Annotated in this window: 22 protein-coding genes and 1 tRNA gene; 6 read left to right on the forward strand and 17 right to left on the reverse strand. The window is 62.8% G+C overall.

The window, feature by feature from the left end:
* Positions 1-32: 32 nt before the first annotated feature.
* The 7 genes from rlmH to AKN83_RS34140 form a co-directional block, all read right to left on the reverse strand.
* Positions 33-515, reverse strand: a complete 483-nt coding sequence (gene rlmH / locus AKN83_RS34110; RefSeq protein WP_050400863.1) for a 23S rRNA (pseudouridine(1915)-N(3))-methyltransferase RlmH — start codon at positions 513-515, stop codon at positions 33-35.
* Positions 516-565: 50 nt separating this feature from the next.
* Positions 566-934: a ribosome silencing factor gene (rsfS, locus tag AKN83_RS34115; RefSeq protein WP_050400862.1), complete on the reverse strand. Its 369-nt coding sequence runs from the start codon at positions 932-934 to the stop codon at positions 566-568.
* A gap of 201 nt (positions 935-1,135) precedes the next feature.
* Positions 1,136-1,759, reverse strand: coding sequence for a nicotinate-nucleotide adenylyltransferase (locus AKN83_RS34120; protein ID WP_050400861.1), 624 nt, complete (start codon positions 1,757-1,759; stop codon positions 1,136-1,138).
* A 45-nt stretch (positions 1,760-1,804) separates the two neighbouring features.
* Positions 1,805-3,097: a glutamate-5-semialdehyde dehydrogenase gene (locus tag AKN83_RS34125; RefSeq protein ID WP_063695659.1), complete on the reverse strand. Its 1,293-nt coding sequence runs from the start codon at positions 3,095-3,097 to the stop codon at positions 1,805-1,807.
* 122 nt (positions 3,098-3,219) lie between these two features.
* On the reverse strand, positions 3,220-4,362 hold the full coding sequence (proB, locus tag AKN83_RS34130) for a glutamate 5-kinase (RefSeq protein WP_050405455.1): 1,143 nt from the start codon (positions 4,360-4,362) through the stop codon (positions 3,220-3,222).
* A gap of 70 nt (positions 4,363-4,432) precedes the next feature.
* Positions 4,433-5,482, reverse strand: a complete 1,050-nt coding sequence (obgE, locus tag AKN83_RS34135; RefSeq protein WP_050405456.1) for a GTPase ObgE — start codon at positions 5,480-5,482, stop codon at positions 4,433-4,435.
* Positions 5,483-5,687: 205 nt separating this feature from the next.
* Entirely contained in the window at positions 5,688-6,167 is a 480-nt protein-coding gene (locus tag AKN83_RS34140) for a MaoC family dehydratase (RefSeq protein ID WP_050405457.1), read from the reverse strand.
* A gap of 159 nt (positions 6,168-6,326) precedes the next feature.
* Between AKN83_RS34140 and AKN83_RS34145 the strand changes: the two genes are divergently transcribed.
* Complete coding sequence (locus AKN83_RS34145; RefSeq protein WP_050405458.1) at positions 6,327-7,241, forward strand: DMT family transporter; 915 nt, start codon at positions 6,327-6,329, stop codon at positions 7,239-7,241.
* A 136-nt stretch (positions 7,242-7,377) separates the two neighbouring features.
* Here the strand turns inward: AKN83_RS34145 and AKN83_RS34150 are convergent, their stop codons facing one another.
* The 4 genes from AKN83_RS34150 to AKN83_RS34165 all read right to left on the reverse strand — a co-directional run bounded on the left by AKN83_RS34150 (position 7,378) and on the right by AKN83_RS34165 (position 10,220).
* Positions 7,378-8,001: a GNAT family N-acetyltransferase gene (locus AKN83_RS34150; protein ID WP_050405459.1), complete on the reverse strand. Its 624-nt coding sequence runs from the start codon at positions 7,999-8,001 to the stop codon at positions 7,378-7,380.
* 170 nt (positions 8,002-8,171) lie between these two features.
* Positions 8,172-8,441, reverse strand: a complete 270-nt coding sequence (rpmA, locus tag AKN83_RS34155) for a 50S ribosomal protein L27 (protein ID WP_024583287.1) — start codon at positions 8,439-8,441, stop codon at positions 8,172-8,174.
* A 102-nt stretch (positions 8,442-8,543) separates the two neighbouring features.
* Positions 8,544-9,014 carry a 50S ribosomal protein L21 gene (rplU, locus tag AKN83_RS34160; protein WP_050405460.1) on the reverse strand — a complete coding sequence of 157 codons (471 nt, stop codon included), beginning with the start codon at positions 9,012-9,014 and terminating at the stop codon, positions 8,544-8,546.
* 255 nt (positions 9,015-9,269) lie between these two features.
* Entirely contained in the window at positions 9,270-10,220 is a 951-nt protein-coding gene (locus AKN83_RS34165; protein WP_050405461.1) for a GlxA family transcriptional regulator, read from the reverse strand.
* 124 nt (positions 10,221-10,344) lie between these two features.
* Between AKN83_RS34165 and AKN83_RS34170 the strand changes: the two genes are divergently transcribed.
* Together AKN83_RS34170 and AKN83_RS34175 are read left to right on the forward strand one after the other, a co-directional pair.
* Positions 10,345-11,148: an SDR family NAD(P)-dependent oxidoreductase gene (locus AKN83_RS34170; protein ID WP_050405462.1), complete on the forward strand. Its 804-nt coding sequence runs from the start codon at positions 10,345-10,347 to the stop codon at positions 11,146-11,148.
* A 108-nt stretch (positions 11,149-11,256) separates the two neighbouring features.
* Positions 11,257-12,402 carry an ROK family protein gene (locus AKN83_RS34175; RefSeq protein WP_050405463.1) on the forward strand — a complete coding sequence of 382 codons (1,146 nt, stop codon included), beginning with the start codon at positions 11,257-11,259 and terminating at the stop codon, positions 12,400-12,402.
* 197 nt (positions 12,403-12,599) lie between these two features.
* Here AKN83_RS34175 and AKN83_RS34180 read toward each other — a convergent pair whose 3' ends face one another.
* Positions 12,600-13,463, reverse strand: a complete 864-nt coding sequence (locus AKN83_RS34180; protein ID WP_050405464.1) for an alpha/beta fold hydrolase — start codon at positions 13,461-13,463, stop codon at positions 12,600-12,602.
* Between the two features lie 212 nt (positions 13,464-13,675).
* Between AKN83_RS34180 and AKN83_RS34185 the strand changes: the two genes are divergently transcribed.
* The 3 genes from AKN83_RS34185 (at position 13,676) to AKN83_RS34190 (ending at position 15,023) form a co-directional block, all read left to right on the forward strand.
* Positions 13,676-13,765, forward strand: a tRNA-Ser gene (locus AKN83_RS34185).
* Positions 13,766-14,173: 408 nt separating this feature from the next.
* Positions 14,174-14,353 carry a hypothetical protein gene (locus AKN83_RS40775; protein ID WP_172803660.1) on the forward strand — a complete coding sequence of 60 codons (180 nt, stop codon included), beginning with the start codon at positions 14,174-14,176 and terminating at the stop codon, positions 14,351-14,353.
* Between the two features lie 25 nt (positions 14,354-14,378).
* The gene (locus AKN83_RS34190) at positions 14,379-15,023 is read left to right on the forward strand and encodes a reverse transcriptase domain-containing protein (protein WP_172803661.1); all 645 of its coding nucleotides are present in this window, start codon (positions 14,379-14,381) and stop codon (positions 15,021-15,023) included.
* 478 nt (positions 15,024-15,501) lie between these two features.
* On the opposite strand, the gene AKN83_RS34195 is transcribed toward AKN83_RS34190, so the two are convergent.
* From AKN83_RS34195 to AKN83_RS34215, 5 genes are all read right to left on the reverse strand, one after another.
* A complete protein-coding gene (locus AKN83_RS34195; RefSeq protein WP_083992365.1) occupies positions 15,502-16,641 on the reverse strand; it encodes a DUF4238 domain-containing protein in 1,140 nt (379 codons plus the stop codon).
* A 27-nt stretch (positions 16,642-16,668) separates the two neighbouring features.
* Positions 16,669-18,489: an AAA family ATPase gene (locus AKN83_RS34200; protein ID WP_050405467.1), complete on the reverse strand. Its 1,821-nt coding sequence runs from the start codon at positions 18,487-18,489 to the stop codon at positions 16,669-16,671.
* 225 nt (positions 18,490-18,714) lie between these two features.
* Positions 18,715-18,999, reverse strand: coding sequence for a hypothetical protein (locus AKN83_RS34205; RefSeq protein WP_050405468.1), 285 nt, complete (start codon positions 18,997-18,999; stop codon positions 18,715-18,717).
* A gap of 707 nt (positions 19,000-19,706) precedes the next feature.
* A complete protein-coding gene (locus tag AKN83_RS34210; RefSeq protein ID WP_050405469.1) occupies positions 19,707-21,296 on the reverse strand; it encodes an ABC-F family ATP-binding cassette domain-containing protein in 1,590 nt (529 codons plus the stop codon).
* A gap of 131 nt (positions 21,297-21,427) precedes the next feature.
* Positions 21,428-22,747, reverse strand: a complete 1,320-nt coding sequence (locus AKN83_RS34215) for an Hsp70 family protein (protein ID WP_050405470.1) — start codon at positions 22,745-22,747, stop codon at positions 21,428-21,430.
* Positions 22,748-22,769: the final 22 nt, after the last annotated feature.

A 22,769-nucleotide genomic window follows, 5' to 3' on the forward strand; every position in this document is an offset into this window, starting at 1 on the left:
GTTCGGCGCTTTCGACTGTCCGTCACCGCGGCTCAGGCGCGATGATAGGGATGGCCGGCCAAAATGGTCGCGGCTCGATAAATCTGTTCCAGAAGCATGACGCGGACCATTTGATGCGGCCAGGTCGCGGAGCCGAATGCAATACGCAACGAAGCCTTGCGCTGCAATTCTGGCGAAAGTCCGTCGGCGCCGCCGATCACGAAGACAGTATGCGCTGCTCCGTCGTCGCGCCAGCGGCCGAGCTGCTGCGCAAAGCTTGCGCTGTCGATGCTCTTGCCGCGTTCGTCGAGCGCGACCAGCATGTGCTTCTCAGGCAGCAAGGCCGCGATCGCCGCGGCCTCCTCGGCGATGCGCGCGCCCGTGTCGCGCGCGCGGCTCTCCGCAATCTCGTGGACGTCGAGGCCGCGAAACCCGAGCTTGCGGCCGATATCCTCGAAGCGCTCGCGGTAACGCTCGGCGAGCTCCCGTTCAGGGCCCTGTTTCAGGCGGCCGATGCAGATGACGACGAGGCGCATCAGCGCAAGCTATATGCGCTGCAGCCGATTCGCATCGGCTTCGATACGCCTTAGACCGCCGCGACCGCCGGGTTCTGAGTCCACAACCGCTCGAGGTTGTAGAACTCGCGCACCTCAGGCCTGAACACGTGCACGATCACGTCGCCGGAATCGATCAGCACCCAGTCGCAATTGGGCAAGCCCTCGACGTGGATGTTCTTGACCCCGTTTTCCTTGAGGCTCTTCGTCACATTTTCCGCGATCGCGCCAACGTGCCGGTTAACCCGGCCGGTGGTGACGATCATGTAGTCGGAATATGCGGATTTGCCGCGAAGGTCGATGGTGACCGTTTCTTCCGCCTTCATATCCTCGAGGCGGGAGAGGATCAGGCTCAGCGTCTTGTCGGCATCCGGTTTGTCGGCGTCCGGTTGCGCCTGCAAGGCCGCGGTTTTCGTCGATGTTTTACGCGCAGTCTTTGGACCTGAAGTCTTTGGAACCTTGGGTAAAACAGACTTGGACAATACAGATGTGGCCAGGGACCATTCCTTTCACTGTATCGCGGGCGCCGAATCCTCGGCCCCACGCGCCATACTACGCATGTGGGGTTAATGGTTTCAATATTCCAGTAACCCTTTTGCGCTTCATGCCGTTCTCCAGCTCCCATCCGGGTTCCGCAGTCCGGTCGAAGACAGATTGGATTTCATTCCTGTCAGGAACACCCAGGCCGGCGCCTGTTGGTCGGCCAGCCGTGTCGCCTGATTTTCGGGCATGCGATAGCGCGAAAGCGCCTGCGCCGCTGGTGCGGCAAGGGCGCGGAAACTCTGGGGCGGACGGTCGATCACGGCAATCGGCACATCGGACGCGATGCGCCGCCAATCTTTCCAGCGATGAAATTGCGCGAGATTGTCAGCGCCCATGATCCAGACGAAGTGCACGCCGGAGACGCGGCGGCGCAAGTGGATGATCGTGTCCACAGTGTAGCGGACACCGATGACAGCTTCGAGACAGGAGATGTCGATGCGCGGATCGTCGGCAACGCGGCGCGCAGCCGCGGCGCGCTCGTTGAGCGCATGCAGGCCGTCGTGGTTCTTCAGCGGATTGCCCGGCGTCAGCAGCCACCACACGCGGTCGAGCTGCAGCCGCTTGAGCGCGAACAGGCTGATGGCGCGATGCGCGGCGTGCGGCGGATTGAAGGAGCCGCCGAGCAGCCCGATGCGCATGCCGTTGGTGTAGAACGGAAGCGCCTGCGCTGCGGATAACGGCACGGTGGAAGCTTGCTGCAAGGGGCTACCGTGCGCGTGCGACAATGATCACGGCCGTGTCTGCCCGGTGCCGTGGACGCGGTACTTGAAGCTCGTCAGTTGCTCGGCGCCGACCGGGCCGCGGGCGTGGAATTTGCCGGTGGCAATTCCGATCTCCGCGCCGAAGCCGAATTCGCCGCCGTCGGCGAACTGGGTCGACGCGTTGTGCAGCACGATCGCCGAATCGACTTCGTTGAGGAATCTCTGCGCGGCAGCGGCATCCTCCGTCACGATCGCATCGGTGTGATGCGAGCCGTGATTTTGAATATGCGCGATTGCATCATCGAGACTGTCGACGATCTTCGCCGAGATGATCGCGTCCTCATATTCGGTGTTCCAATCCTCGTCGGACGCAGGTTTCACCCTGCTATCGGCGCCTTGCACGGTGTCGTCGCCGCGCACCTCGCAACCGGCCTCGATCAACATCTCGACCAGCGGCTTCAGCTTGGTCGCGGCAGCGTTGCGATCGATCAGCAGGGTTTCGACGGCGCCGCAGACGCCGGGACGGCGCATCTTGGCGTTCAGCACCACCGACTTGGCCATATCGAGTCTGGCGCTGGCATCGACGTAAATGTGGTTGACGCCCTCGAGATGCGCGAACACCGGAACGCGCGCTTCCGCCTCGACGCGTGCGACCAGGCTCTTGCCGCCGCGCGGCACGATCACGTCGATGCCGCCGTTCAGTCCCGTCAGCATCAGGCCGACGGCGGCGCGGTCGCGGGTCGGCACCAGGGTGATCGCAGCCTCAGGAAGGCCGGCTTCACGCAGGCCCTGCACCAGGCAGTCATGGATCGCGCGGCAGGAGCGGAAGCTGTCGGAGCCGCCGCGCAGGATCACGGCGTTGCCGGACTTCAGGCACAGCACGCCGGCGTCGGCAGCGACGTTGGGGCGGCTTTCGAAGATCACGCCGATCACGCCGAGCGGCACGCGGACGCGCTCAATGGTCATTCCGTTCGGACGCTGCCAGCTTTCGGTGACGGCGCCGACCGGATCGATGATCTCGCGCACGGTGGCAACGCCATCGGCCATGCCGTCGACGCGCGCCGGCGTCAGTGTCAGCCGGTCGACGAAAGCGGAGCTCATGCCGCCGGCCCGCGCCTCGGCGACATCCTCGGCATTGGCGGCGAGAATGGCCGCAGCGTTGGCGCGGATCGCGGCTTCGATCGCGGAGAGCGCTCGGTTCTTCTGCTCCGGCGGCGCCAGCGCCAGCACGCGCGCAGCGGCGCGGGCCTTGGCGGCCAGGTCGGTCATCAGGGCGGCGAGATCGGCGTTGCCGTCGATTGCCTTCAGGGGGGCGCTCATGAAACTACCAGCTTTGGACTAAGGCCATGTTCTAGCATGGCAATTGAGGGGTGGCGAGGCGCGGAACCGGCATGGCAGGTGGGCGGCAGGCCGCCCGCTCGGCCAATGGCCGACCCGACCGCCTATTTCGGCGGGATCGTGCCTGCCGGGCCGATCACGAGGTCGTCGCGGTGGATCATTTCCGACCGGCCGCTGATGCCCAGAATGGCCATCACGTCCGGCGAGGAGCGGCCCTTGATCTTCTCGGCGTTCTCGGCGTCGTAGGCGACGAGGCCGCGGCCGATCTCATGGGTGTCGGGGCCGCGCACCACCACGGCATCGCCACGGGCGAACTGGCCGTCGACCCGGATCACGCCGGCCGGCAGCAGGCTCTTGCCGGCACGCAGCGCCGCCACCGCGCCGGCATCGATGGTCAGCGTGCCCTTCGGCTCGAGCGAGCCCGCGATCCAGCGCTTGCGTGCGGTGACGGGATTGGCCGGAGTCAGGAACCAGGTGCAGCGGCCGCCGTCGGCGATCGCCTGCAAGGGATGCTCGATCTTGCCGGAGGCGATCAGCATGTGGGTGCCGGCGGTGGTCGCGATCTTCGCGGCCTCGATCTTGGTGGTCATTCCGCCGCGCGACAGCTCGGAGCCGGCCGAGCCGGCCATGCCCTCGATCTCCGAGGTGATGCTTTCGACCACAGGAATCAGCTTCGCATCGGGATCGAGCGCGGGCGGCGCGGTGTAGAGGCCGTCGATATCGGACAGCAGGATCAACAGGTCCGCGCTTGCCATGGTGGCGACGCGGGCGGCGAGGCGATCATTGTCGCCGTAGCGGATCTCTGTCGTGGCGACCGTGTCGTTCTCGTTGATGACGGGCACCGCGCCCCATTCCAGCAGCTTGGCGATGGTCGAGCGCGCGTTGAGATAGCGGCGGCGCTCCTCGGTATCCTGCAGCGTCACCAGGATCTGCCCGGCGCCAATGCCGTGATGGCCGAGCACCTCCGACCAGATCCGCGCCAGCGCGATCTGGCCGACTGCCGCGGCAGCCTGGCTCTCTTCGAGCTTCAGCGGCCCGCGCGGCAGCTTCAGGCGGCTGCGGCCGAGCGCGATCGAGCCCGACGACACCACCATGACCTCGCAGCCCCGCTTGTGGAGTTTTGCGACGTCGTCGACGAGCGCCGCGAGCCAGGATGCACGGACCTCGCCGGCCTGCGAGTCGACCAACAGCGACGAGCCGACCTTGACGACGATGCGGCGAAAGTTCTTGAGCGCGGGGCGTTTCATGGGTTCGGTCTGGCAGGAAGGTAGAAGCAAAGAGGCGCCACGATGTGGCTTTAAGAGATCGATGTGCCGCTCAACCCTGCGGCAGCGGCGTCGCCCACGGCTCCGCCTGGCTCTTGGCCTTGTTGGACACCGGCGCTTCGCCGATCACCTCGACCAGCGCGCGCAACGCATCCTGCACGCCTTCGCCGGTCGCGCCGGAGAGCAGCAGCGGCGTCTTCTTCGCCGCGCGCTTGAGGCGGTCCTTCTGCTTCTTCAATTCGTCAGCCGTGACCGCGTCGATCTTGTTGAGCGCGACGATCTCGATCTTGTCGGCGAGCTGGCCTTCATAGGCTTCGAGTTCGGTGCGCACCGTCTTGTAGGCCTTGCCGGCATGCTCGCAGGTCGCATCGACCAGATGCAGCAGCACACGGCAGCGCTCGACATGGCCCAGGAAACGGTCGCCGAGGCCGGCACCCTCATGCGCGCCTTCGATCAAGCCGGGGATGTCGGCGAGCACGAACTCGCGGCCGCCGTAATTCACGACGCCGAGCTGCGGATGCAGCGTGGTGAAGGGATAGTCGGCGATCTTCGGCCGTGCCGCGCTGACCACCGACAGGAAGGTCGATTTGCCGGCGTTGGGCAGGCCGACCAGGCCGGCGTCGGCGATCAGCTTCAGCCGTAGCCAGATCCAGCGCTCCTCGCCCGGGGCGCCGGGATTGGCGTTGCGCGGCGCGCGGTTGGTGGAGGATTTGAAATGCGCGTTGCCGAAGCCGCCATTGCCGCCTTCAGCCAGCACGAATTTCTCGCCGAGTTCGGTGAAGTCGTGCAGCAGCGTCTCGCGGTCCTCGTCGAACACCTGGGTGCCGACAGGGACCTTCAGCACGATCGGCTTGCCGTTGGCGCCATGGCGGTCCTTGCCCATGCCATTGGTGCCTTTTTGCGCCTTGAAGTGCTGCTGGTAGCGGTAGTCGATCAGCGTGTTCAGGCCGTCGACGGATTCGATGATGACGTCGCCGCCGCGGCCGCCATTGCCGCCGGAGGGACCGCCGAACTCGATGAACTTCTCGCGCCGGAACGCGACGCAGCCATTGCCGCCGTCGCCGGAGCGAATATAGACCTTGGCTTCATCGAGGAATTTCATGATCCGCTACTATAGCGCTTTCGTGCGAAGCGGACGCCGGTTCGCCGGACAAAAACGCGTCAAAATGAAAATCGGGAGCGTACCGGCTCTGACCCGTTCAGGACCGGTCCGCTCTAGTTAAGCCAGGGCGGCCTTGGCGGCAACCCGCCAGCGCCCCGACTTCGGCGAAAAGCCTTAATTTTCGGGCCTTTTTGCGGCCTGCCGGCTAGGCCGGCCGCCGCCGGACCAGGAATTTCTGCATCCCCTCCAGCACCAGCTCGCGGCGCTGGTTGTGCACGGTCGAGCGCAGTGTCACGACGCCAGTGGTCCTGCCCGGCTCGAGCTCGATCACCTCCAGCGCGGGGTAGATGGTATCGCCGGCATAGACCGGTTTCAGGAACTTGCTCGCCTGTTCCAGGAAGCCGACCAGCGACTCCTCGACGACATAGGGAAACAGCCCGGCGCCGGGCGCGGTGTGCACCAGGGTCTGGAAGCCGTGCGCGAGCAGATCCGGCATGCCGCGCGCCCGGCAATATTCGACGTCGTAATGGATCGGATGGGTGTCGCCGCTGGCGGTCTGGAACGCCGCGAACACCGCCGAGGTCTGGGTCCGGCTCGGAATCACGAAGCGCTCACCGAGCACGAAATCCTCGAACCAGCGCTGCGCGGGGACCATGCGATGCTGGGTGGGGTCGAATTCGCTCATGCGGCGTTTCCTGCTCTTTTTGTTGCCGGGATCAGCTACCGGTATCGCAGCGATGCAGGTGCGGCAATCCGTTCAATTGGTCTTCGTTCAATTCGTCATGGGCGGGCTTGTCCCGGGCACCCACGGCTCTTAAACCGGACGACCCCCCGGAATTCCTCCATGAGCCTGTTCGCAAAACTGTCCTCCTACGACGATCGATCGGCGCGGCTTGCCGGCATCGGGTTGATGCTGCTGTCGATCTTCATGTTCTCGTTCGGCGATGCGATGGGCAAATTCCTCGTCGCCACCTATTCGGTCGGACAATTGCTGTGGCTGCGCGCCTGCGCGGCGCTGCTGGTGCTGCTGCCGATCGTGTGGAAGCGGCGCGCGGATTTCCTGCATCTGGAGCGGCCGTGGCTGCAATTGCTGCGCGTCACGCTGTCGACGCTGGAGGTCGCGGCGTTCTTCCTGGCGACCGTCTATCTGCCGCTCGCCGACGTCATCACCTATTACCTGGCCGGACCGATCTTCGTCACCGCGATGTCGGGCCTCGTGCTCGGCGAGCACATCGGCTGGCGGCGCTGGACCGCGATCCTGGTCGGCTTTTGCGGGGTGCTGATCGCGCTCAGGCCATCGGCGCAGACCATCAGCTGGCCGGCGATGATCGCGCTCGGCGGCAGCCTGTCGTTTGCGGTGCTGATGCTGATCACGCGCTCGCTGCGCGCGACGCCCGATATCGTGTTGGCGACGTCGCAATTCGTCGGCACGTTCATCCTTGGCCTCGTGCTCTCGCCGATCGGCTGGGTGACGCCGTCAGCCGGCAGCCTCGTGCTGTTCTTCACCGCCGGCATCATCTCGGTCGCAGCGCTGCTGTGCGTGAACCGCTCGCTGAAGCTCGCGCCGGCGAGTGTGGTGGTGCCCTACCAGTATTCGATGATCGTCTGGGCGGTGATCTTCGGCTTCGTGGTGTTCGGCGACGTGCCGTCCTGGGCCACCATCGTCGGCGCCGCCATCATCATCGCGGCCGGCCTCTACATCTTCGTGCGCGAGCAGCAACTCGGGCGCGGGGACTCCGCGCTGAACCCGCCGGCGTAGGGTTGTTCGACAGATTCCGTCATTGCGAGCGAAGCGAAGCAATCCATGGTGCCGCAATTGGCGATATGGATTGCTTCGTCGCTTCAGCGCAAAATTGCTTTGCAATTTTGTCGCGAGCTCCTCGCAATGACGGGTGCTAGCTCTCCCGCCGCTTCGAACTATTCCAGCTCTTCAGCGACGCCCAGACGCCGCGCGACAGCCGGAAGGCATCTACCGGGCTCGATGAGCCCAGCGCCTCGAAGCGGTGCAGTTCGACGCCGCTCCACTGGAAGCCGCACTTCTCGAGGATGTTGCGCGACGACGGGTTGACGACGCGGGCGCCTGCGATCAGCTGGTCGAGATCGAATTCCTCGAAGAAATAGTCGATCACGGCGCGCGCGGCCTCGGTGCCGTAGCCCTGGCCCCAATAATCGACGCCGAGCCAGTAGCCAAGTTCGGCGGCCGCGGTCTCCTCGCGCCAGTCGATGCCGTCAGGCTTGCGCCAGTCAATGCCGACCATGCCGATCGGCGTGTGATTGTTCTCGATCAGGAAAACGGTCTCGCGTCCGCCGGCGCCGAGCGTGCGCACGAAGTCGATGGCGTCGTCCTGGGTATAGGGATGCGGCAGGCGCCGGGTGTTCTCCGCGATGCGGCGGTCATTGGCGAGGCGTGCGATGGCTTTTACGTCCGCGAGCGTCGGCTTGCGCAAGGTCAGCCGTTCGGTCTCGAGGACGCAAGCTCTTGCCTCGCGCAAGGTCGGCGTCGGGATGTCCTGCAACATGTCGAGCTCCTGTGATGCGAAAAATCGATACGCAACGCTTGGAACGTCACGCGCGGTCGAACCGGATCGCGCGCAACAAAAAGGGGAGGCCGGTCATCCCGCCTCCCCTTGGAGCCCTTTGCGACTCCGCCGGTTCAACAGGACCCGGCGGACTCATGTGTGTCCACCGTCTACTCGGCCGCCTCTGCCATCGGAATAACCGAGATGAACGTGCGGCCATTGGCTTTGGCACGGAACTCGACATGACCCTCGACCTTGGCGAAGAGAGTATGATCGGTGCCCATGCCGACATTAAGGCCAGGATGCCAGGTGGTGCCGCGCTGACGCGCGATGATGTTTCCGGGGATCACGCGCTCGCCACCGAACGCCTTGATGCCAAGGCGCTTGCCCTTGGAATCACGTCCGTTGCGCGATGAACCGCCTGCTTTTTTGTGAGCCATGGCTCGTCTCCGACTTCGCTTTGATCTGTAGATCAATTCCTTGACGGAATCATTTCACGTTTTGTCACGCTTCACATCTGAAAGCGCGACGATCACTTCTTCTCAAGCCTTGGCCGCGGCCTTCTTCGCCGGAGCCTTCTTTGCGGCCGGCGCCTTTGCGGGCGCCTTCTTCTTGGCCGCCTTCGGTGCTGCGTCCTCGCCATCCTCGGCGGGCGCTGCGACCTTTTCCTTCTTCGGCCGCGGGCCGATGGTCGGCTTGGCGTTATCGGCGAGGATCTCGGTGATGCGAAGCACCGTGAGCTCGTCGCGATAGCCGCGCTTGCGGCGTGAATTCTTGCGGCGACGCTTCTTGAACGCGATCACCTTGGCGCCGCGCTTGTGCTGCAGCACCTCCGCCGCAACGGTGGCGCCTGCCACGGTGGGCGTTCCCAGCACCGGCGTGTCACCGCCGAGCACCAGAACTTCGCCTAGCTGCACGATCGTGCCGACATCGCCGGCGATCTTGCCAATCTCGAGTACATCATTCGGAACGACACGGTACTGCCGGCCGCCGGTTTTGATGACTGCGAACATCGTTTGATTCCTTCGTGTTCGGTTCCGGCCTCGGACGGATCGCCCGGGTCGGCTTTTTGTTCAGTCGCTATGGGTTATGTGTTTCGCGCGAAGGGAATGAATTCCCAAATTGGATCGCACAAAAACGATCGGCGCGAGAAATCCCCGCGCCGGATGGGCGGACTTATAACCGCAATCGACCCAGAGTCAAGGCAAAGCAGGGCGAAAACCGGCCAAAAATGAAGGGTTTGGCATGATTTTGGCCTGCATTGCCCCTCAAGCGGCGGTCCTGGCCGCGGCCCGCGCATGCCGGCGGATGGTCTGGGGCGGCTGGCCCAGCACCCGCAGGAACGCCCGCCGCATCCGTTCCCGATCGGCAAAGCCGGTCTCACCGGCAATTTCGTCCATCGAATGGCGGCCGTCGCCGATCAGTTCGCGCGCGGCCTCGACCCGGAGCTGCTCGATCGCCTTGGCCGGTGACTGGCCGGTCTCTGAACGGAACGCGCGGCTGAACTGGCGCGGGCTGAGCCGTGCGACCTCAGCCAATTCCTCGACCGAAAGCTCGTTGCGCAGATGCGCCTTGGCGTAGCGGAGCGCGTTCTGGATGCGGTCGGATTTCGGGTCGAGCTCGAGCAGCGCGGAAAACTGCGACTGGCCGCCGGTGCGGCGGTGATAGACCACGAGCTTGCGGGCCACCGAGCGGGCAATCTCGACGCCGAGATCATGCTCGACCATCGCCAGCGCCAGATCGATCGTCGCGGTCATGCCGGCCGAGGTCCAGATCGGCCCGTCGACGATGTAGATGCGGTCCTGCTCGACCTTGAGCCCGGGGAATCGGGCCTGCAATTCGGGGGCGAATTGCCAATGCGTCGAGACGCGGCGGCCGTCGAGCAGGCCGGCTTCAGCCAGCGAGAAGGCGCCGATGCAGGGTGCGGCGATCCGCTGCGATGTCGTCATGGCGCGTCGCATGTAGTCGATCAGCTTCGGAGATGCCGGATGTAGCTCGTGGCCGGCGCCGATGAACAGCGTGTCGAAGCTGCGATCGCCGAAGGCTTGCGTTTCGACATTGAAGCCGGCTGAGGACCGCACCGGGCCACCGTGCTCGGACAGCAGCGTGACCTCATAGAACGGCGTGCCTGCGATCAAATTGGCGACCTCGAAGGCGGTGATGGCGGTGAAGCCCATCACCTGGAAGTCCGGGAAGATGACGAAGCCGATTTCCTTCATGGAACTCTCCGACGACAATCCATGTCCTAAAAAGGTGTATATATGACATTTGAGACATGCAAGGGGGCCTGTAGAACCTGAGCAACGGCCAAGTCCGGCCGTTCAGGTCAAACAGGAGACCAACATGACCAAGTCAGCCAAGGGGACGGCGCTCGTTACCGGTGCGTCGTCCGGAATCGGTGCCATTTATGCGGACCGACTCGCACGGCGTGGCTACGATCTGATCCTCGTCGCACGTAACCGCGAGCGCCTCGATGGGCTCGCCAAGCGTCTTGTGAGGGAGACAGGCCGATCGATCGAGATCGTTGCCGCCGACCTCAGCAAGCGCGCCGATGTATCGCGGATCGAATCCATTCTGCGCGACAATGCCGGCATCAGCCTGCTGGTGAACAATGCTGGCGTCGGGGCGACCGCGCCGCTGCTCGCATCCGATGTCGACAAGATGAGCGATATGATCGCGCTCAATGTCGACGCGCTGATGCGCCTGACCTATGCAGCGGTGCCGGGATTTGTCGCGCGCGGCGGCGGCACCATCATCAACATCGCCTCGGTCGTCGGCGTCCAGCCGGAGCTGCTCAACGGCGTCTACGGCGGCAGCAAGGCCTTCGTGCTGGCGCTGACCCACTCGCTGCAGCATGAGCTGAAGGACAAGAACATCCGGGTCCAGGCCGTGCTGCCCGGTGCTACCGCCACCGAGTTCTGGGACATCGCCGGCACGCCGGTCGCGCATCTGCCCGGCGAGATCGTGATGAAGGCCGAGGACATGGTCGATGCCGCGCTCGCCGGTTTCGACCAGGGCGAGGTGTTCACTGTGCCGTCGCTGCCGGAGGCTGCGGATTGGCAGGCCTATGAGGCGGCCCGCCAGAAGCTGATGCCGAACCTCTCGCGCAGTGCGCCTGCGGCGCGCTACGGGGTGAAGGTCGCCTGAGACCTGCGAAATTGCGTCCCGCGCGGCCGGAAGCGCCGCGCGGGAAGCAACCTTTTGAGTTCCCCATCGTTAATGCCGGGAACCTCAAGCGGGCAGGCAAAGAGCTAAATGGCTGAAGACACCGGACTGACCACGGGCATCGCGCACCACGGTGCCGCGCGGCTGCCCTCCGTCGACATCGACAGCTTCAACGTCGAGCTGAAAGACGACGAGGGTTTTCTCGGCGATCGCGCCTCCAAGGGCGCGTTCCGCAAGATCTTCGACCGCTGGCGCAAGCCTCTGCGCAAATCCGGCGAGGATCCGTTCGGCGATGAGCCGTCGGACAAGATCAGCAAGAAGAAGCTCGATGAGATGCTGGTCGGCGACGACACCGAGGCCTCTGCGGTGGTGCACAGCGCGATCGAGGAGTTTGCCCAGGAGCTGGCCTATGTGACGCGGCGCTTCCTCAACACCAAGGCCTGGGCGAAGACCGAGCGCATCGTGGTCGGCGGCGGCTTCCGCGACTCCAGGCTCGGTGAGCTCGCCATCGCGCGGACCGACATCATCCTGAAGTCGGAGGATTTCAAGGTCGACCTGGTGCCGATCCGCTTTCACCCTGATGATGCCGGGCTGATCGGCACGCTGAATCTGGCGCCGTCGTGGATCTTCGAGGCCCATGACGGCGTGCTCGCGGTCGATATCGGCGGCACCAATATCCGCTGCGGCGTGGTCGAGACGCGCTGGAAGAAGGCGCCCGATCTCTCGAAGGCGATGGTCTGGAAATCCGGGCTGTGGCGCCATGCCGATGACGAGCCGACGCGCGAAGGCGCGGTGAAGCGGCTGGTGAAGATGCTGAAGGACCTGATCGCCGAAGCCGAAAAGGAAAATCTCAAGCTCGCGCCGTTCATCGGCATAGCCTGTCCCGGCGTCATCAAAGAGGATGGCTCGATCGAAAAGGGCGCGCAGAATCTGCCCGGCAATTGGGAGAGCAGCAAATTCAATTTGCCGGCAAGCCTGGTCGAGGCGATCCCGCAGATCGGCGATCATGACACCGCGATCGTGATGCACAATGACGGCGTGGTGCAGGGGCTGGCCGAGGTCCCGTTCATGCAGGATGTCGCGCGCTGGGGCGTACTGACGATCGGAACCGGGCTCGGCAATGCCCGCTACACCAACCGCAAGAAAGACAACGGCAAGGACGAGAAGAAGGACAAGGACAGCGAGGGCGAAAAGGACGAGAAGAAAGCCAAAAAAGCCAAGAAGGCCGATGCCTGAGCCCCGCGCCTCGGCGATCGCGCGGTAAGGTTGATCGGTTAGGTTAAGATCGGCTTCGCGTTGCCGTTTCGGCGCCCGCCGCTACCGTGGACCGTGTCGCTCCCGCCGACCGGCGAAGCCGCACTTCCCGGCCAGCAATACTAAGAAGCGGCACGGGACCGCCAGTTTTTGTCGCGTCCTGGCGGTCCCACCATTTTCTACCTCCAATTGATCCGCCCGAAGAAGCCGGCGATCTCGCTGGCAGCGCGGTCAGGATCCTCGCGATGCGGGAAGTGCCCGACATCGGGAAACATCTTCAGGTCCAGGTTCGAGAAGGTCTCGCCCAGCCGGTCGGTCCAGGCATAGGGAAACAGCGGATCGTGCTCGGCCCAGCGGATGCAGGTCGGCACGGTGATCGGCGGCAGCGAAGGCGCCTCGCCCTGCATCATCTTCACGCGCCCGGCATGCGACGCGCGATAATGCGCAAAGCCGCCGGCGAGGTTGCCGGGCTTGTAGAAGTTGTCGGCGAAGTCCTCGATCACGTCGTCGAACGCAGCCTTGCGATGCGCCCAGTTGTGCAGGAAATGGCCGATATAAAGGCGGCAGGTCTCTCTGTTGGCGCCGACCAGCGCGGGCGCCATCTCCATCTGGTGGAACGACTGGTACCAGATGTGGTTCAGCCGGTCGGGCGCGGCCATCCGTGCCCCGATGCCGGGATAGACGAAATCGAAGAACAATAGCCCGGCGATGCGGTCGGGCGCCCTGCGCGCGAGCGGCTGCATCACGGCGCCGCCGACGTCGTGGCCGACCACGCCGGCTTTCTCGATCCCGAGCGCGTCCAGCAGCGCCAGCATGTCGTCGGTATGCTGGTCGGGGCCGAACGGGCCTTGCGGCTTGTCGCTGTCGCCGAAGCCGCGCAGGTCGGGCGCGATCAGGGTGTAGCGGTCGGCGAGGCGCGCCATCACAGGCTTCCAGGTCAGCCAGAATTCCGGCCAGCCGTGCAACAGCAGCAGCTGAGGACCGCTCCCGGTCCGCGCGACGTGGAACGCCGCGCCATTGGCTCGAATCGTCACATGCTCCATCAGCCGCTCCCGCTTATTTGCTTCGCCCGTGCGCCGACCGGACCAGAACCGTCCCGCTAGCGCATTGTTTCCGCGCACTTTCTCAGCTCATCCCGGTGCTCCGATGGCGCTCGGCACCGGCGCCGGAAATATTATTGCAGCGCCTTGTCTGGCTCGCCATCCTCGCCTAGAACACGCCCCGACCGCGGGTGGCGCAAATCACCCGGGCCATCGGAGAGGTGGCAGAGTGGTTGAATGCACCGCACTCGAAATGCGGCATAGGTGCAAGCCTATCGGGGGTTCGAATCCCTCCCTCTCCGCCATATCCAATTGAAATTACTACAGTTTTTCAAGAAATCTGAGGACGCCCCCCGGATTAGCACACGTTGCAGTCTGGACTGCGGCCCTTAGCTATAACGTTTGGAGCTCGGGCCGAGTGCTCGGCCAAACGAGACGCGCCAACAAGCCGCATCCCGGTCTTGGCCTGCCGGAAACTTCGACCGCGCGCCCTTAACTCAACAGCTATTGAAATAATTGAGCTGCATCTCTACGTTGTGCTTTCCGCTGGCGATGACCTGGCGACATCGGGCGTTTCGTAACGTAGTCGCTGCGAAGCGTACGGTTCGGACAATTGACGCGACGTGCGTAGCGCGGCGTATCAAGTGCTTCTCGGTTGACGACTCCAAGTTATTGGGTCGCGGGTAGCTGGCGGTGAACTATGGAGATGCCATATGAGCAAATTTTTTGCACGTATGGCGACCCTTACCCGCAAGATCGCGGAATGGTTGATACCGGTCCTGACCGTCGTCAATCTTCTGATCGAAATTGTGGGTAAGGTCGCCAACTGCCATGATCGTAAATTACGAGTTCAAGTATCGCTCGCGAGGCAAGTGGTTCTTCGTTCCCAATGACAAGTGCGAGCGACGCGGTCGGCGCATGCTGGCCTACTTCAAGCGGCGCCTCGTGTTTCCTGACTACATGTACCATTTTAAGAAGGGCGGCCACGTCGGGGCCCTTCACGCGCATTTAAACAATCAGCTCTTCTTCAAAATCGACATCCAGAATTTCTACTACTCGATCGCGAGAATGCGGGTAACGCGCGCACTGCGCCAGTGGGGATACCCCGGCGCTAACACGTTTGCGATGTGGTCATGCGTTCGCAATCCGCTACCGGGACCAAAACACGCGCTGCCTATCGGCTTCGTCCAATCGCCGCTCCTCGCGAGCCTGGCGTTGATCAAGTCGGAAGTTGCCGAAGCAATCGACCGCGCCACAGCAAAAGGCGTGTGCATCTCGGTGTACCTTGATGACTTTATCGGCTCTCATGACGACGAGGCGGTGCTTAAGGAGGCTTACGAGGACATCCGGGCAACGTGTGTTGCGGCCGGGTTTATTCCCAATCCTAGCAAGCTGGCGCCACCGCAAGCGGCGATAACCGCATTTAACTGCGACCTGACCAGCGGCGCCGCTGAGGTAACAACGGATCGGGTCGCGAAATATCTCGCACGCACCGACCGCACCCCTCTTTCAGACGCGGGGTTCGACGAGTACCGGGATCTCGTGCGATCACAGAACGTTTAAAAAGAGGAAAGGACGCCCCGTTGCCGGAGCGTCCCGCCCGTTCAGAACAACTTAGACAGTAAGGCGATCATCGAAGCCAGATGCAAATTGCACCCGAGGCCAAGACGGAACGTCTTTCCGCTCGGTTGGCTGGCTTCGAGAGTGAGAAACACCAACATGGTGCCCTCCAATCTCTGCGCGGGGTCCTAACTTAGCCGACATCGCGCGTTGAGCCAGCGGGTTGGGGATTTTTGGACGTTTACCGCCTACCGGTGCCCCCTACACGCTTCGGCCAGCTCTTTGTCGGGGTAAGACGTAGTGGGGACGATTGCGCGCAGCAATGGCTCGTCCGCAGATTAAATTATGGGAGAAGGTAGACTCCTCGCTTGACCGACCGCGAATCGCAACCCTCCGACATATCATCTGCGTCGCCAAGTGCGCTCCCAAATCCCGGCTAAAGACACGCGGAAGGTCATAGAGCGCTAACGACGCGCGTCGATCATCCCGCAGGCGGCGGCGAAGGAGCCGTCGCCGCCGCTGGTCGAAATGCGGTCCTGGCACGACCCGTTTGTCGATGCTCGCCCCTTAACCATTCCTCTTTCCGTACGTGCCCGATCGTCGTACCGTTGCTGAACGTTGTCGGCTTGGGACGATACTTCAGAAAGCTCGGCCACGTTGAAGGTTGTCGAGATAAAAAGCTAGCTCGCACCAAAGCACTCTCGGCCTGTTTTTCTTCGTCAGCCGAGCCCTTACGAAACGCCTCGCCGGTCACTCCCGACGCACGCACCATAGTTTCCACCTCATGCTTGACCTGAGACCGGACCAACTTAGCAAGATTTGCTGCTTCTAAAATCGTTGATCGTTTCTCCCAATCAGAAAAATAGAGGTTCTTATTGGCGCTGATGCACTGAAGGTGGTTGATCGCCGCGACGTCAGCGGCGAGGGTAACATCGACAAATTTTGTGCCGCGTGGAATGGATATCGTATAGACGCCGATATCGAAGAACAACGCGACAAGCTTTGGTGTTAGCGGCAAAGCATAAATTGCTCCCGAACTAATCACCCCAAATCCCCCGTGCAATTTCTTCTCGAAGTGAAACTTGTTCGTGAATATCGCCGGATCATCTGATGTAATGAAATCATCGTTAGTCTGGTTGCGAAGCACGATGAATTTTAGGTCGCGGGCGAGGTCGTGTGACCCAAGCCCAGCGCTCATCGACATCGCAACGAGCTCGTGATGGGTGAGCGGGGGCGGCTTTTGATCTTCGTGGTGCTTGAAGATTTCGGACTTTAATCGCTCTTGCATCGCACCAAGGTCAGCAATCGCCCCCTCGGTTCGGCGATTTTGGACTAGCACGAACAGCCTGAGCCATTCCTGGTCGTCAGCGCTCAAGTCATTTCCAGCGCTCAAGAGCTTTACGATGCGCGCATATTGTCCTTCGAGGTCACCAAGGGCTGTCTCGACCTCCAGGTCAGCACCATAGAAGTAATCCCTTGCGCATTGATTCTTCAGGCTGGCGTTAGAAATCGCTCTCTGTGTTTCGATCAAATGAGTGTTGATTGCGCGCCCCTCACCGCTCAGCGAGAATGGCTTTAGTGCGCACCGCGGGACAAAGTGTTGATTCTTACGATCAGTCATTGACCGTCTATGGGGGTCGCCGTCACGCTAGTCGCCAGCGAATGTTCGATTAATCGCGGCGAATAGCTGTGCTGCGCGCTCGGCGGTGTCCACCGGCAAATCCTCTACTTTTTCCCATTGATCAAACCTCAGGAGCATTTGTGCAAACACCCGGTCTTTATCTAGGGCCTTGTAGGCATGTCGGCTCGTTAGGACCTGTTCGACGCGCTTGGTGATCATGTCCGATCCGTCTTGCGGAAGATCGCCGATTTTAATTGCGATGCCGTAGGCGGCATTGACGCACTCAAGATAGAACGCGTCGGGAAATATGTCCTCGATCCCCGCGTCGGTCTTTTTGATGCCTGCGGCACTTCCGAGCATGAGAACGCGAAAGCGATTTTGCTGGTCTTGCGCGAGCTTATCAAGATACTGAGTCTTGATCTTTTCCTTAGCGGCATTGCCTTCTGGATCGGTGTCAAGGAGTACCGCAGCGTCCCACTTCTGCCCGATTGAGAAGGCCGCATACATCGGTGTTTTGGATGCGGTCTGCGCGGGCCACAGGAACACACGGTCGGATAGTCCCTTCCCGTCCTTGGACAGGAGCCCGGACAGCTTCTGCAAGATCAATGCATCGGTCCCACCCTCGACAATGAGGACCTGCCGGTTACCTAACATGCCGCTCAGATCGCCCGTTAAGCCGAGCGAGCGCTCAATGACGGCCATAGGCCCACGCGACGAGCTAACGACGCCCTGAGTTATGCCAAGATGGTGATCCCGGCTCTCGACGATCCGTACCCGCTCAGGATTCGCGAGGTCAACCATTGATGCGAGGTGTGTGGTGTAGAGAATGGTGTTGTCTGCAGAGAGACGCTCGAACGTATCCAGAAGATCCTTTTGGCCACTGTAGTGCAAATGGATCCCGGGCTCTTCCAGCAACAGGATGCAGTCCTTGAATTCCCCTTTCGTGGCGTGAGTGAACTTCCACGCGAATGAGACGTACCAACGGAATCCGGTTGACCGCCGCTTAAGGCGCACGGGCATGCCGATCTCTTTGTCTTCCGCAAAGATGTTCAGCGTGTTGCCGTCAACGTCGATGTCGAAGCGCACGTCCTTCTGTGTCCACAGTCTGTTAAACTGCTTTGTCAGATAAGCCGATGCCGAACGCTTATCGAATTGACGAACGGTGCGCCCCTCCGGCGTCTGGCCCTTCGTGTAAAAGTCCTCCAAAACGATCGCTGCGAGATCGAGAATGATCAGGATCGTTTGATCTTCGTTCGAGAGGGATTGACGCTTGCCGCCAGCGTTTGCCAGCCTTTGGCGCAACTGATCGAGTTCGACCTGTTCGCCGGACATATCGTACTCGCGGACAAGCACAAATTTAGGAAGCCTCTTCGTCATCCATTCCGTGAGCTTGGTGGCGTCCAGGCTTTGGGCGCCATCGGCGCGCATCTTGAAACGGGTTTCGCCCCCATATCCACGACGGGCCAGCAGAATCGCTTCCTTGGGTAGAGGAACTGGGGCTGAAGCAGGCGGCTTGGAAGACCCTTCTGGGGTATCGGCAGGCGGCGTAGGTGCCGGCGGTGCTGCATACGTGAATAGTTCCCGAATCTCGGCTGCACTCAAAGCGAATTCGGCCGAGCATACCTCCGTGCCATTTGCCTCTGCGCGCCCCTGCCATTGGTCAACAGGCCAATCCTCATCGGGCTTGTATGAGTCGGGCGTAATCGGGTTGATACAGTAGAGGGCTTCAAACAAATTGCTTTTTCCGGCTTCGTTCTGACCGACAAAAGCCGTTACTTTCCCGACGTTGATTGGACCTGAATCTAAGATATTTCGGTAATTCTGCACACGAAATTGAACGAGCTTCATATTCCCCCACGATGGGCAAAAGCCGACATCTGCCCCGAAGTACCTCTGAAAGTTCGTGAGCTTACGGGTACACACTGTGGTTGTATACGGGATTTTGGTCGAAGCCGGTCACCGAGGTTAGGGGGCCTCGCACCGGCTGTCAGGGGTTATTTGCTCGCGACACTCGCCTGACTTGTCGCGCCCCGGAGCGGAAAGGAAGTAAGCTCCCCGGGGATGCGCAATGCGTCATGCAACCGATTCAGCTGCGGACGCGTCCTGGTCTTCGACCAGCTCTGGGCCAGAGGCATCGGCATTATTCCAGAGGGCCAGACGATAGGCCTTCCAGTATGAGATTGCCTGAACCAACTGGCCGTTGTGGTTTCCGGCAAACTGCCGATGATCAATGGCTTGAAACTTTCGTAACGTGACGACGAGTTCGGCGGGAAGGCCGACGCCCGACGAGAGAAGGCCGTTAACGGAATCGACCGTCTTCCATAGGTCGCTCCAAATGCTCGTCAGGTCATTCGTCACGTCAGGCAAATTGAGCAGCGATCAACCGCCGCTCGGGCTGGGACGGCGCCTGCCGGCTACTGTGCATGGGGTTGTTTTCGATATTTTGGCGGGAGCGGCGGCCGCAAGGCCCGATCGGCATTTGCCGACGCTCGGCCGCGCGCCGGTAACCTTAATTTTCTCTTTCGATTGTCGGTAAAATTTTATCGACTATCCTCGTGACAGTTGAGCGGCGTGACGAACCGCACGATGAGAGGCAACAGCCGAGTGGCCTGACGACCTCTCTGGAATCGAAGGGTGGGCAGAGCGCAGTGCCAGCCACCTTTCGGGCTGTCCGGCGGCGGCCGGCGGGGCAAATCCATTTTGAAGTGCATGTGATTGCCAGGTTGCGGCGCATATCGCGCCGCACGATGCTCCTCATTGGGGATGTTCCAACATGACGTTCGCGTATTTTTTGATCGCGGTCGGCGGCGGCTTCTTGCTGCTGGCAAGCTTTGTCGCATTTGCCCTTTGGCGCAACGCACTCCACTCGACGGCGCGGATTTAGCAACAGGCGAGATCGAGATTCAGCTCCGACGGCCCTGCTCGGGGGACGAGCGAGGTTGGCGGAATGGCCGCACCGCCGCGCGGCCTGACAGCCGGGCACCGCGCCTTTACGACCTACCCCAAGGCGACGCGTGCTCGGCTGTTCATTTCCCGACCAGGCTTGGTTGATTGACCTCTCCGCATCATCTCGACGAAGCGAGCTCGAACCTGCGGGTGATCGCGATGGCTTCGAGGAAGGTCTCGTCGTGGCTCACCACCAGCAGCGCGCCGTCATAGGCGCGCAGTCCGGCCTCGACCGCTTCCATCGATTCGATGTCGAGGTGATTGGTCGGCTCATCCAGGATCAGGAGCGGCGGCGGGCTCACGCCGCCCAGCACGCAGGCGAGGCCGGCGCGGAGCAGCTGGCCGCCGCTCAAGCTCGCGACGCTCTGCAAGGCCGCATCGGCACGAAACATGAAACGCGCCAGTGCGGCGCGACAGGCGTTCTCGCTCGCATCCGGGTTGATGCGCCGGAAATTGTCCAGGATGGAGGCTGACGCATCGAGCAGGCTGACCGCCTGATCGAACATCGCAAAGCGGGTCATCACCTCGACGCTGCCGCGCGACGCGGACAGCTCGCCGCTGACGAGCTTGAGCAACGTCGTCTTGCCGGCGCCGTTGGGGCCGGTGACCGCGACACGCTCCGGTCCCGACATGGAGAAGGTGAGATCGCGCAGGATCGGCGCGTCGGCGCTGTAGCCGGCATCGGCGGCTTCGAACCGCAGCACCATCCGGCCCGCCGGCAGATTGGTCGACGGCAACTGCACCGAGAACGGTTGCAGCACCTCGATGCGCTGGCGCGCCGCGGTGGCCAGTTCGAGCGCCTGCGTCCGCCGCCGCTCGGCGAGGCGGGCGTTCTCGCCGCCGCTGTCCTCGCTGCGATCCTTGCGCAGCCCGGCGGCGATGCGCGGCAGGTCGCCCTTGGCACTCTTCCTGGCGCCGGCGCCGTCCCGGCGCGCCTGCCGTTCGGACGTTTCCCTCGCCTTGCGGTCGATATCTGCGACGCGCTTCTCGGCATCGGCCAGATCGTGCCGTGCGGCCGACAGCTCGACGGCCTTGCGCGCCCGGTACCGGCTCCAATTGCCGCCATAGCGGCGGGCGTCCAGCGAGGTCAGCTCGACGATCGCGCCCATGGTCTCGAGCAGCGCGCGGTCGTGGCTGACGACGATGGCGCCATGCCGCCAATCGGCGAGCAGGTCGATCACCGCCTTCCGTCCGGCGCGGTCGAGATTGTTGGTGGGTTCATCCAGCAGCAGGAAGTCGGGCTGCGCGAAGCTCAGCGCGGCGAGGCGCGCCCTCGTGGCCTGTCCGCCGGACAGTCTCGCCAGCGGGGCTTCGAGCACATCGCTCAGTCCGACACGCGCGAGCGCCGACGCGATGCGCGTGTCGAGCGTCCAGTCGATATCCGCAAGCTCTTCAGTACTCGCAACGCCCTGTTCGGCACGGCGCAACGTGGCGAGTGCGGCGCGCGCGCCGAACAGATCGACGACGCATTCGTCCGGCTGCACCTGAACCGTCTGATGCAGCATCGCGACGCGTCCCTGAACCGAGATCGTGCCGGATTGCGGTGCGCGCGCGCCTGCGATCAGGCCGAGCAGCGTCGTCTTGCCGACGCCGTTCCTGCCGACAAGACCAGTGCGCTCGGGGCCGAAACTGAGATCGATGTTGGAGAGGAGAACCCGGCCGTCAGGCGCGGACAGGGTCAGATGGGAGAGCGTGATCGATGCTGGCATGGATATCCCCGAGGGCAAGGCTGATGGGCATTGCGGTCAGGGTGAAATCCATGGTCGTCGGCATCCGCTCGAATGATGATTGCAGTGATGTAGTCGCCTATTGCGCCGGGATCAAGGCGCGAGGCTTGTCGTCACGCTGCTTCGGCGAAGGTCCAGCGGTCGGGATCGGGCGTGTGGCCGATCAGAGCGAGACCATAGGCGATCGATTCGAACTGATCCGCCGAGGTCAGTCGCGCTTCGCCGAAGCGTTCCGCGAACAGGCGCTGCACCGCCGGCACGAACGAGGTGCCGCCGGTCAAAAACACCTTCTCGACGTCGCGCGCGGTGATGCCGGATTTCGCCAGCGCCTCATCGACCGTCGCGCCCAGCCGCTCGATGTCGTCGGCGATCCAGGATTCGAAATCGTCGCGGGTCACCGTAGCGCCGATATCGATGCCCTCACGGGCAAAGCGGAACTCGACCCGGTCGCGGCTCGACAGCGCGACCTTGGTGTCGGAGACGGCGCGGTACAGCGCAAAGCCGAGATCGTGGTCGACGATGGTGATGAAGTCGTGCAGCGGCGCCGGATCGAGCGCGGTGCGCGCCAGCTGCTGCAATTCGCGCAGATCGCCATTGCCTCGCATCATCGCGAGCTGATGCCAGCGCGCGAGGCTCGAATAATAGTGATTGGGAATCGGCAGCACCTTGTCGAATGAGCGGTAGTTGGTGCCCTTGCCGAGCCGTGGCGAGACGATGTGGTCGACGATGCGGTAGTCGAAGGTGTCGCCGGCGATGCCGATGCCGGCATGTCCGAGCGGCTCGGCACGCAGCACGCCGCCCTTGCGCGAGAAGCGCATCACGGAGAAGTCGCTGGTGCCGCCGCCGAAATCGGCGACCAGCACGGTTGCATCGTGATCGAGGCTGCGCGCAAAGGAGAACGCGGCGCCGACCGGCTCGTAGACATAGCGCGCGTGGCCGGCGCCGAGCCGCTCGAATGCGGCCCGGTAGCGCTGCATCGCGAGCTCGTCATTGGGATTGCCGCCGGCAAACTTCACCGGGCGGCCGACCATGATGGTCGGCGCACCCAGGTCGAAGCTCTCGCCGGCATGGCGCGTCAGCGTGCGCAGGAACGCCGCCAGCAGATCCTCGAACTTGTAGCGCTGCCGGAAGATCTGGGTGGTGTTGAACGCCGAGCTTGCCGCAAACGTCTTGAACGACTGGATGAAGCGATGGATCGTGCGTCCCTCGAGGAACTGCTCGATCGCCCACGGGCCGCCCTCGGCGCGCGGATGCAACCCGGCGCCCGGCCGGTCCTCCCAGAAGCACAACGCGGAGACATAGACGCTATGCGTGCGGCCGCCATGGTCGAATCGAACAGCCTCGACGCGTCCGTCAGCATCGGACAGCGCGACCACGGTGTTGCTGGTGCCAAAATCGACGCCAATCGAGACGGCGGGCGGGGCGCTCGTCATGTCATGCTCGGATTGTCTGTGA

The organism is Bradyrhizobium embrapense, assembly GCF_001189235.2.
In the GTDB taxonomy this organism is placed as follows: domain Bacteria; phylum Pseudomonadota; class Alphaproteobacteria; order Rhizobiales; family Xanthobacteraceae; genus Bradyrhizobium; species Bradyrhizobium embrapense.

What these genes read in the sequence shown, in the direction of transcription:
- rlmH (WP_050400863.1), bottom strand. Translation starts at nt 515, where the DNA reads ATGCGCCTCGTCGTCATCTGCATCGGCCGCCTGAAACAGGGCCCTGAA.
- AKN83_RS34125 (WP_063695659.1), bottom strand. Translation starts at nt 3,097, where the DNA reads ATGAGCGCCCCCCTGAAGGCAATCGACGGCAACGCCGATCTCGCCGCC.
- proB (WP_050405455.1), bottom strand. Translation starts at nt 4,362, where the DNA reads ATGAAACGCCCCGCGCTCAAGAACTTTCGCCGCATCGTCGTCAAGGTC.
- obgE (WP_050405456.1), bottom strand. Translation starts at nt 5,482, where the DNA reads ATGAAATTCCTCGATGAAGCCAAGGTCTATATTCGCTCCGGCGACGGC.
- AKN83_RS34140 (WP_050405457.1), bottom strand. Translation starts at nt 6,167, where the DNA reads ATGAGCGAATTCGACCCCACCCAGCATCGCATGGTCCCCGCGCAGCGC.
- AKN83_RS34145 (WP_050405458.1), top strand. Translation starts at nt 6,327, where the DNA reads ATGAGCCTGTTCGCAAAACTGTCCTCCTACGACGATCGATCGGCGCGG.
- AKN83_RS34150 (WP_050405459.1), bottom strand. Translation starts at nt 8,001, where the DNA reads ATGTTGCAGGACATCCCGACGCCGACCTTGCGCGAGGCAAGAGCTTGC.
- rpmA (WP_024583287.1), bottom strand. Translation starts at nt 8,441, where the DNA reads ATGGCTCACAAAAAAGCAGGCGGTTCATCGCGCAACGGACGTGATTCC.
- rplU (WP_050405460.1), bottom strand. Translation starts at nt 9,014, where the DNA reads ATGTTCGCAGTCATCAAAACCGGCGGCCGGCAGTACCGTGTCGTTCCG.
- AKN83_RS34165 (WP_050405461.1), bottom strand. Translation starts at nt 10,220, where the DNA reads ATGAAGGAAATCGGCTTCGTCATCTTCCCGGACTTCCAGGTGATGGGC.
- AKN83_RS34170 (WP_050405462.1), top strand. Translation starts at nt 10,345, where the DNA reads ATGACCAAGTCAGCCAAGGGGACGGCGCTCGTTACCGGTGCGTCGTCC.
- AKN83_RS34175 (WP_050405463.1), top strand. Translation starts at nt 11,257, where the DNA reads ATGGCTGAAGACACCGGACTGACCACGGGCATCGCGCACCACGGTGCC.
- AKN83_RS34180 (WP_050405464.1), bottom strand. Translation starts at nt 13,463, where the DNA reads ATGGAGCATGTGACGATTCGAGCCAATGGCGCGGCGTTCCACGTCGCG.
- AKN83_RS40775 (WP_172803660.1), top strand. Translation starts at nt 14,174, where the DNA reads ATGAGCAAATTTTTTGCACGTATGGCGACCCTTACCCGCAAGATCGCG.
- AKN83_RS34190 (WP_172803661.1), top strand. Translation starts at nt 14,379, where the DNA reads ATGCTGGCCTACTTCAAGCGGCGCCTCGTGTTTCCTGACTACATGTAC.
- AKN83_RS34195 (WP_083992365.1), bottom strand. Translation starts at nt 16,641, where the DNA reads ATGACTGATCGTAAGAATCAACACTTTGTCCCGCGGTGCGCACTAAAG.
- AKN83_RS34200 (WP_050405467.1), bottom strand. Translation starts at nt 18,489, where the DNA reads ATGAAGCTCGTTCAATTTCGTGTGCAGAATTACCGAAATATCTTAGAT.
- AKN83_RS34210 (WP_050405469.1), bottom strand. Translation starts at nt 21,296, where the DNA reads ATGCCAGCATCGATCACGCTCTCCCATCTGACCCTGTCCGCGCCTGAC.
- AKN83_RS34215 (WP_050405470.1), bottom strand. Translation starts at nt 22,747, where the DNA reads ATGACGAGCGCCCCGCCCGCCGTCTCGATTGGCGTCGATTTTGGCACC.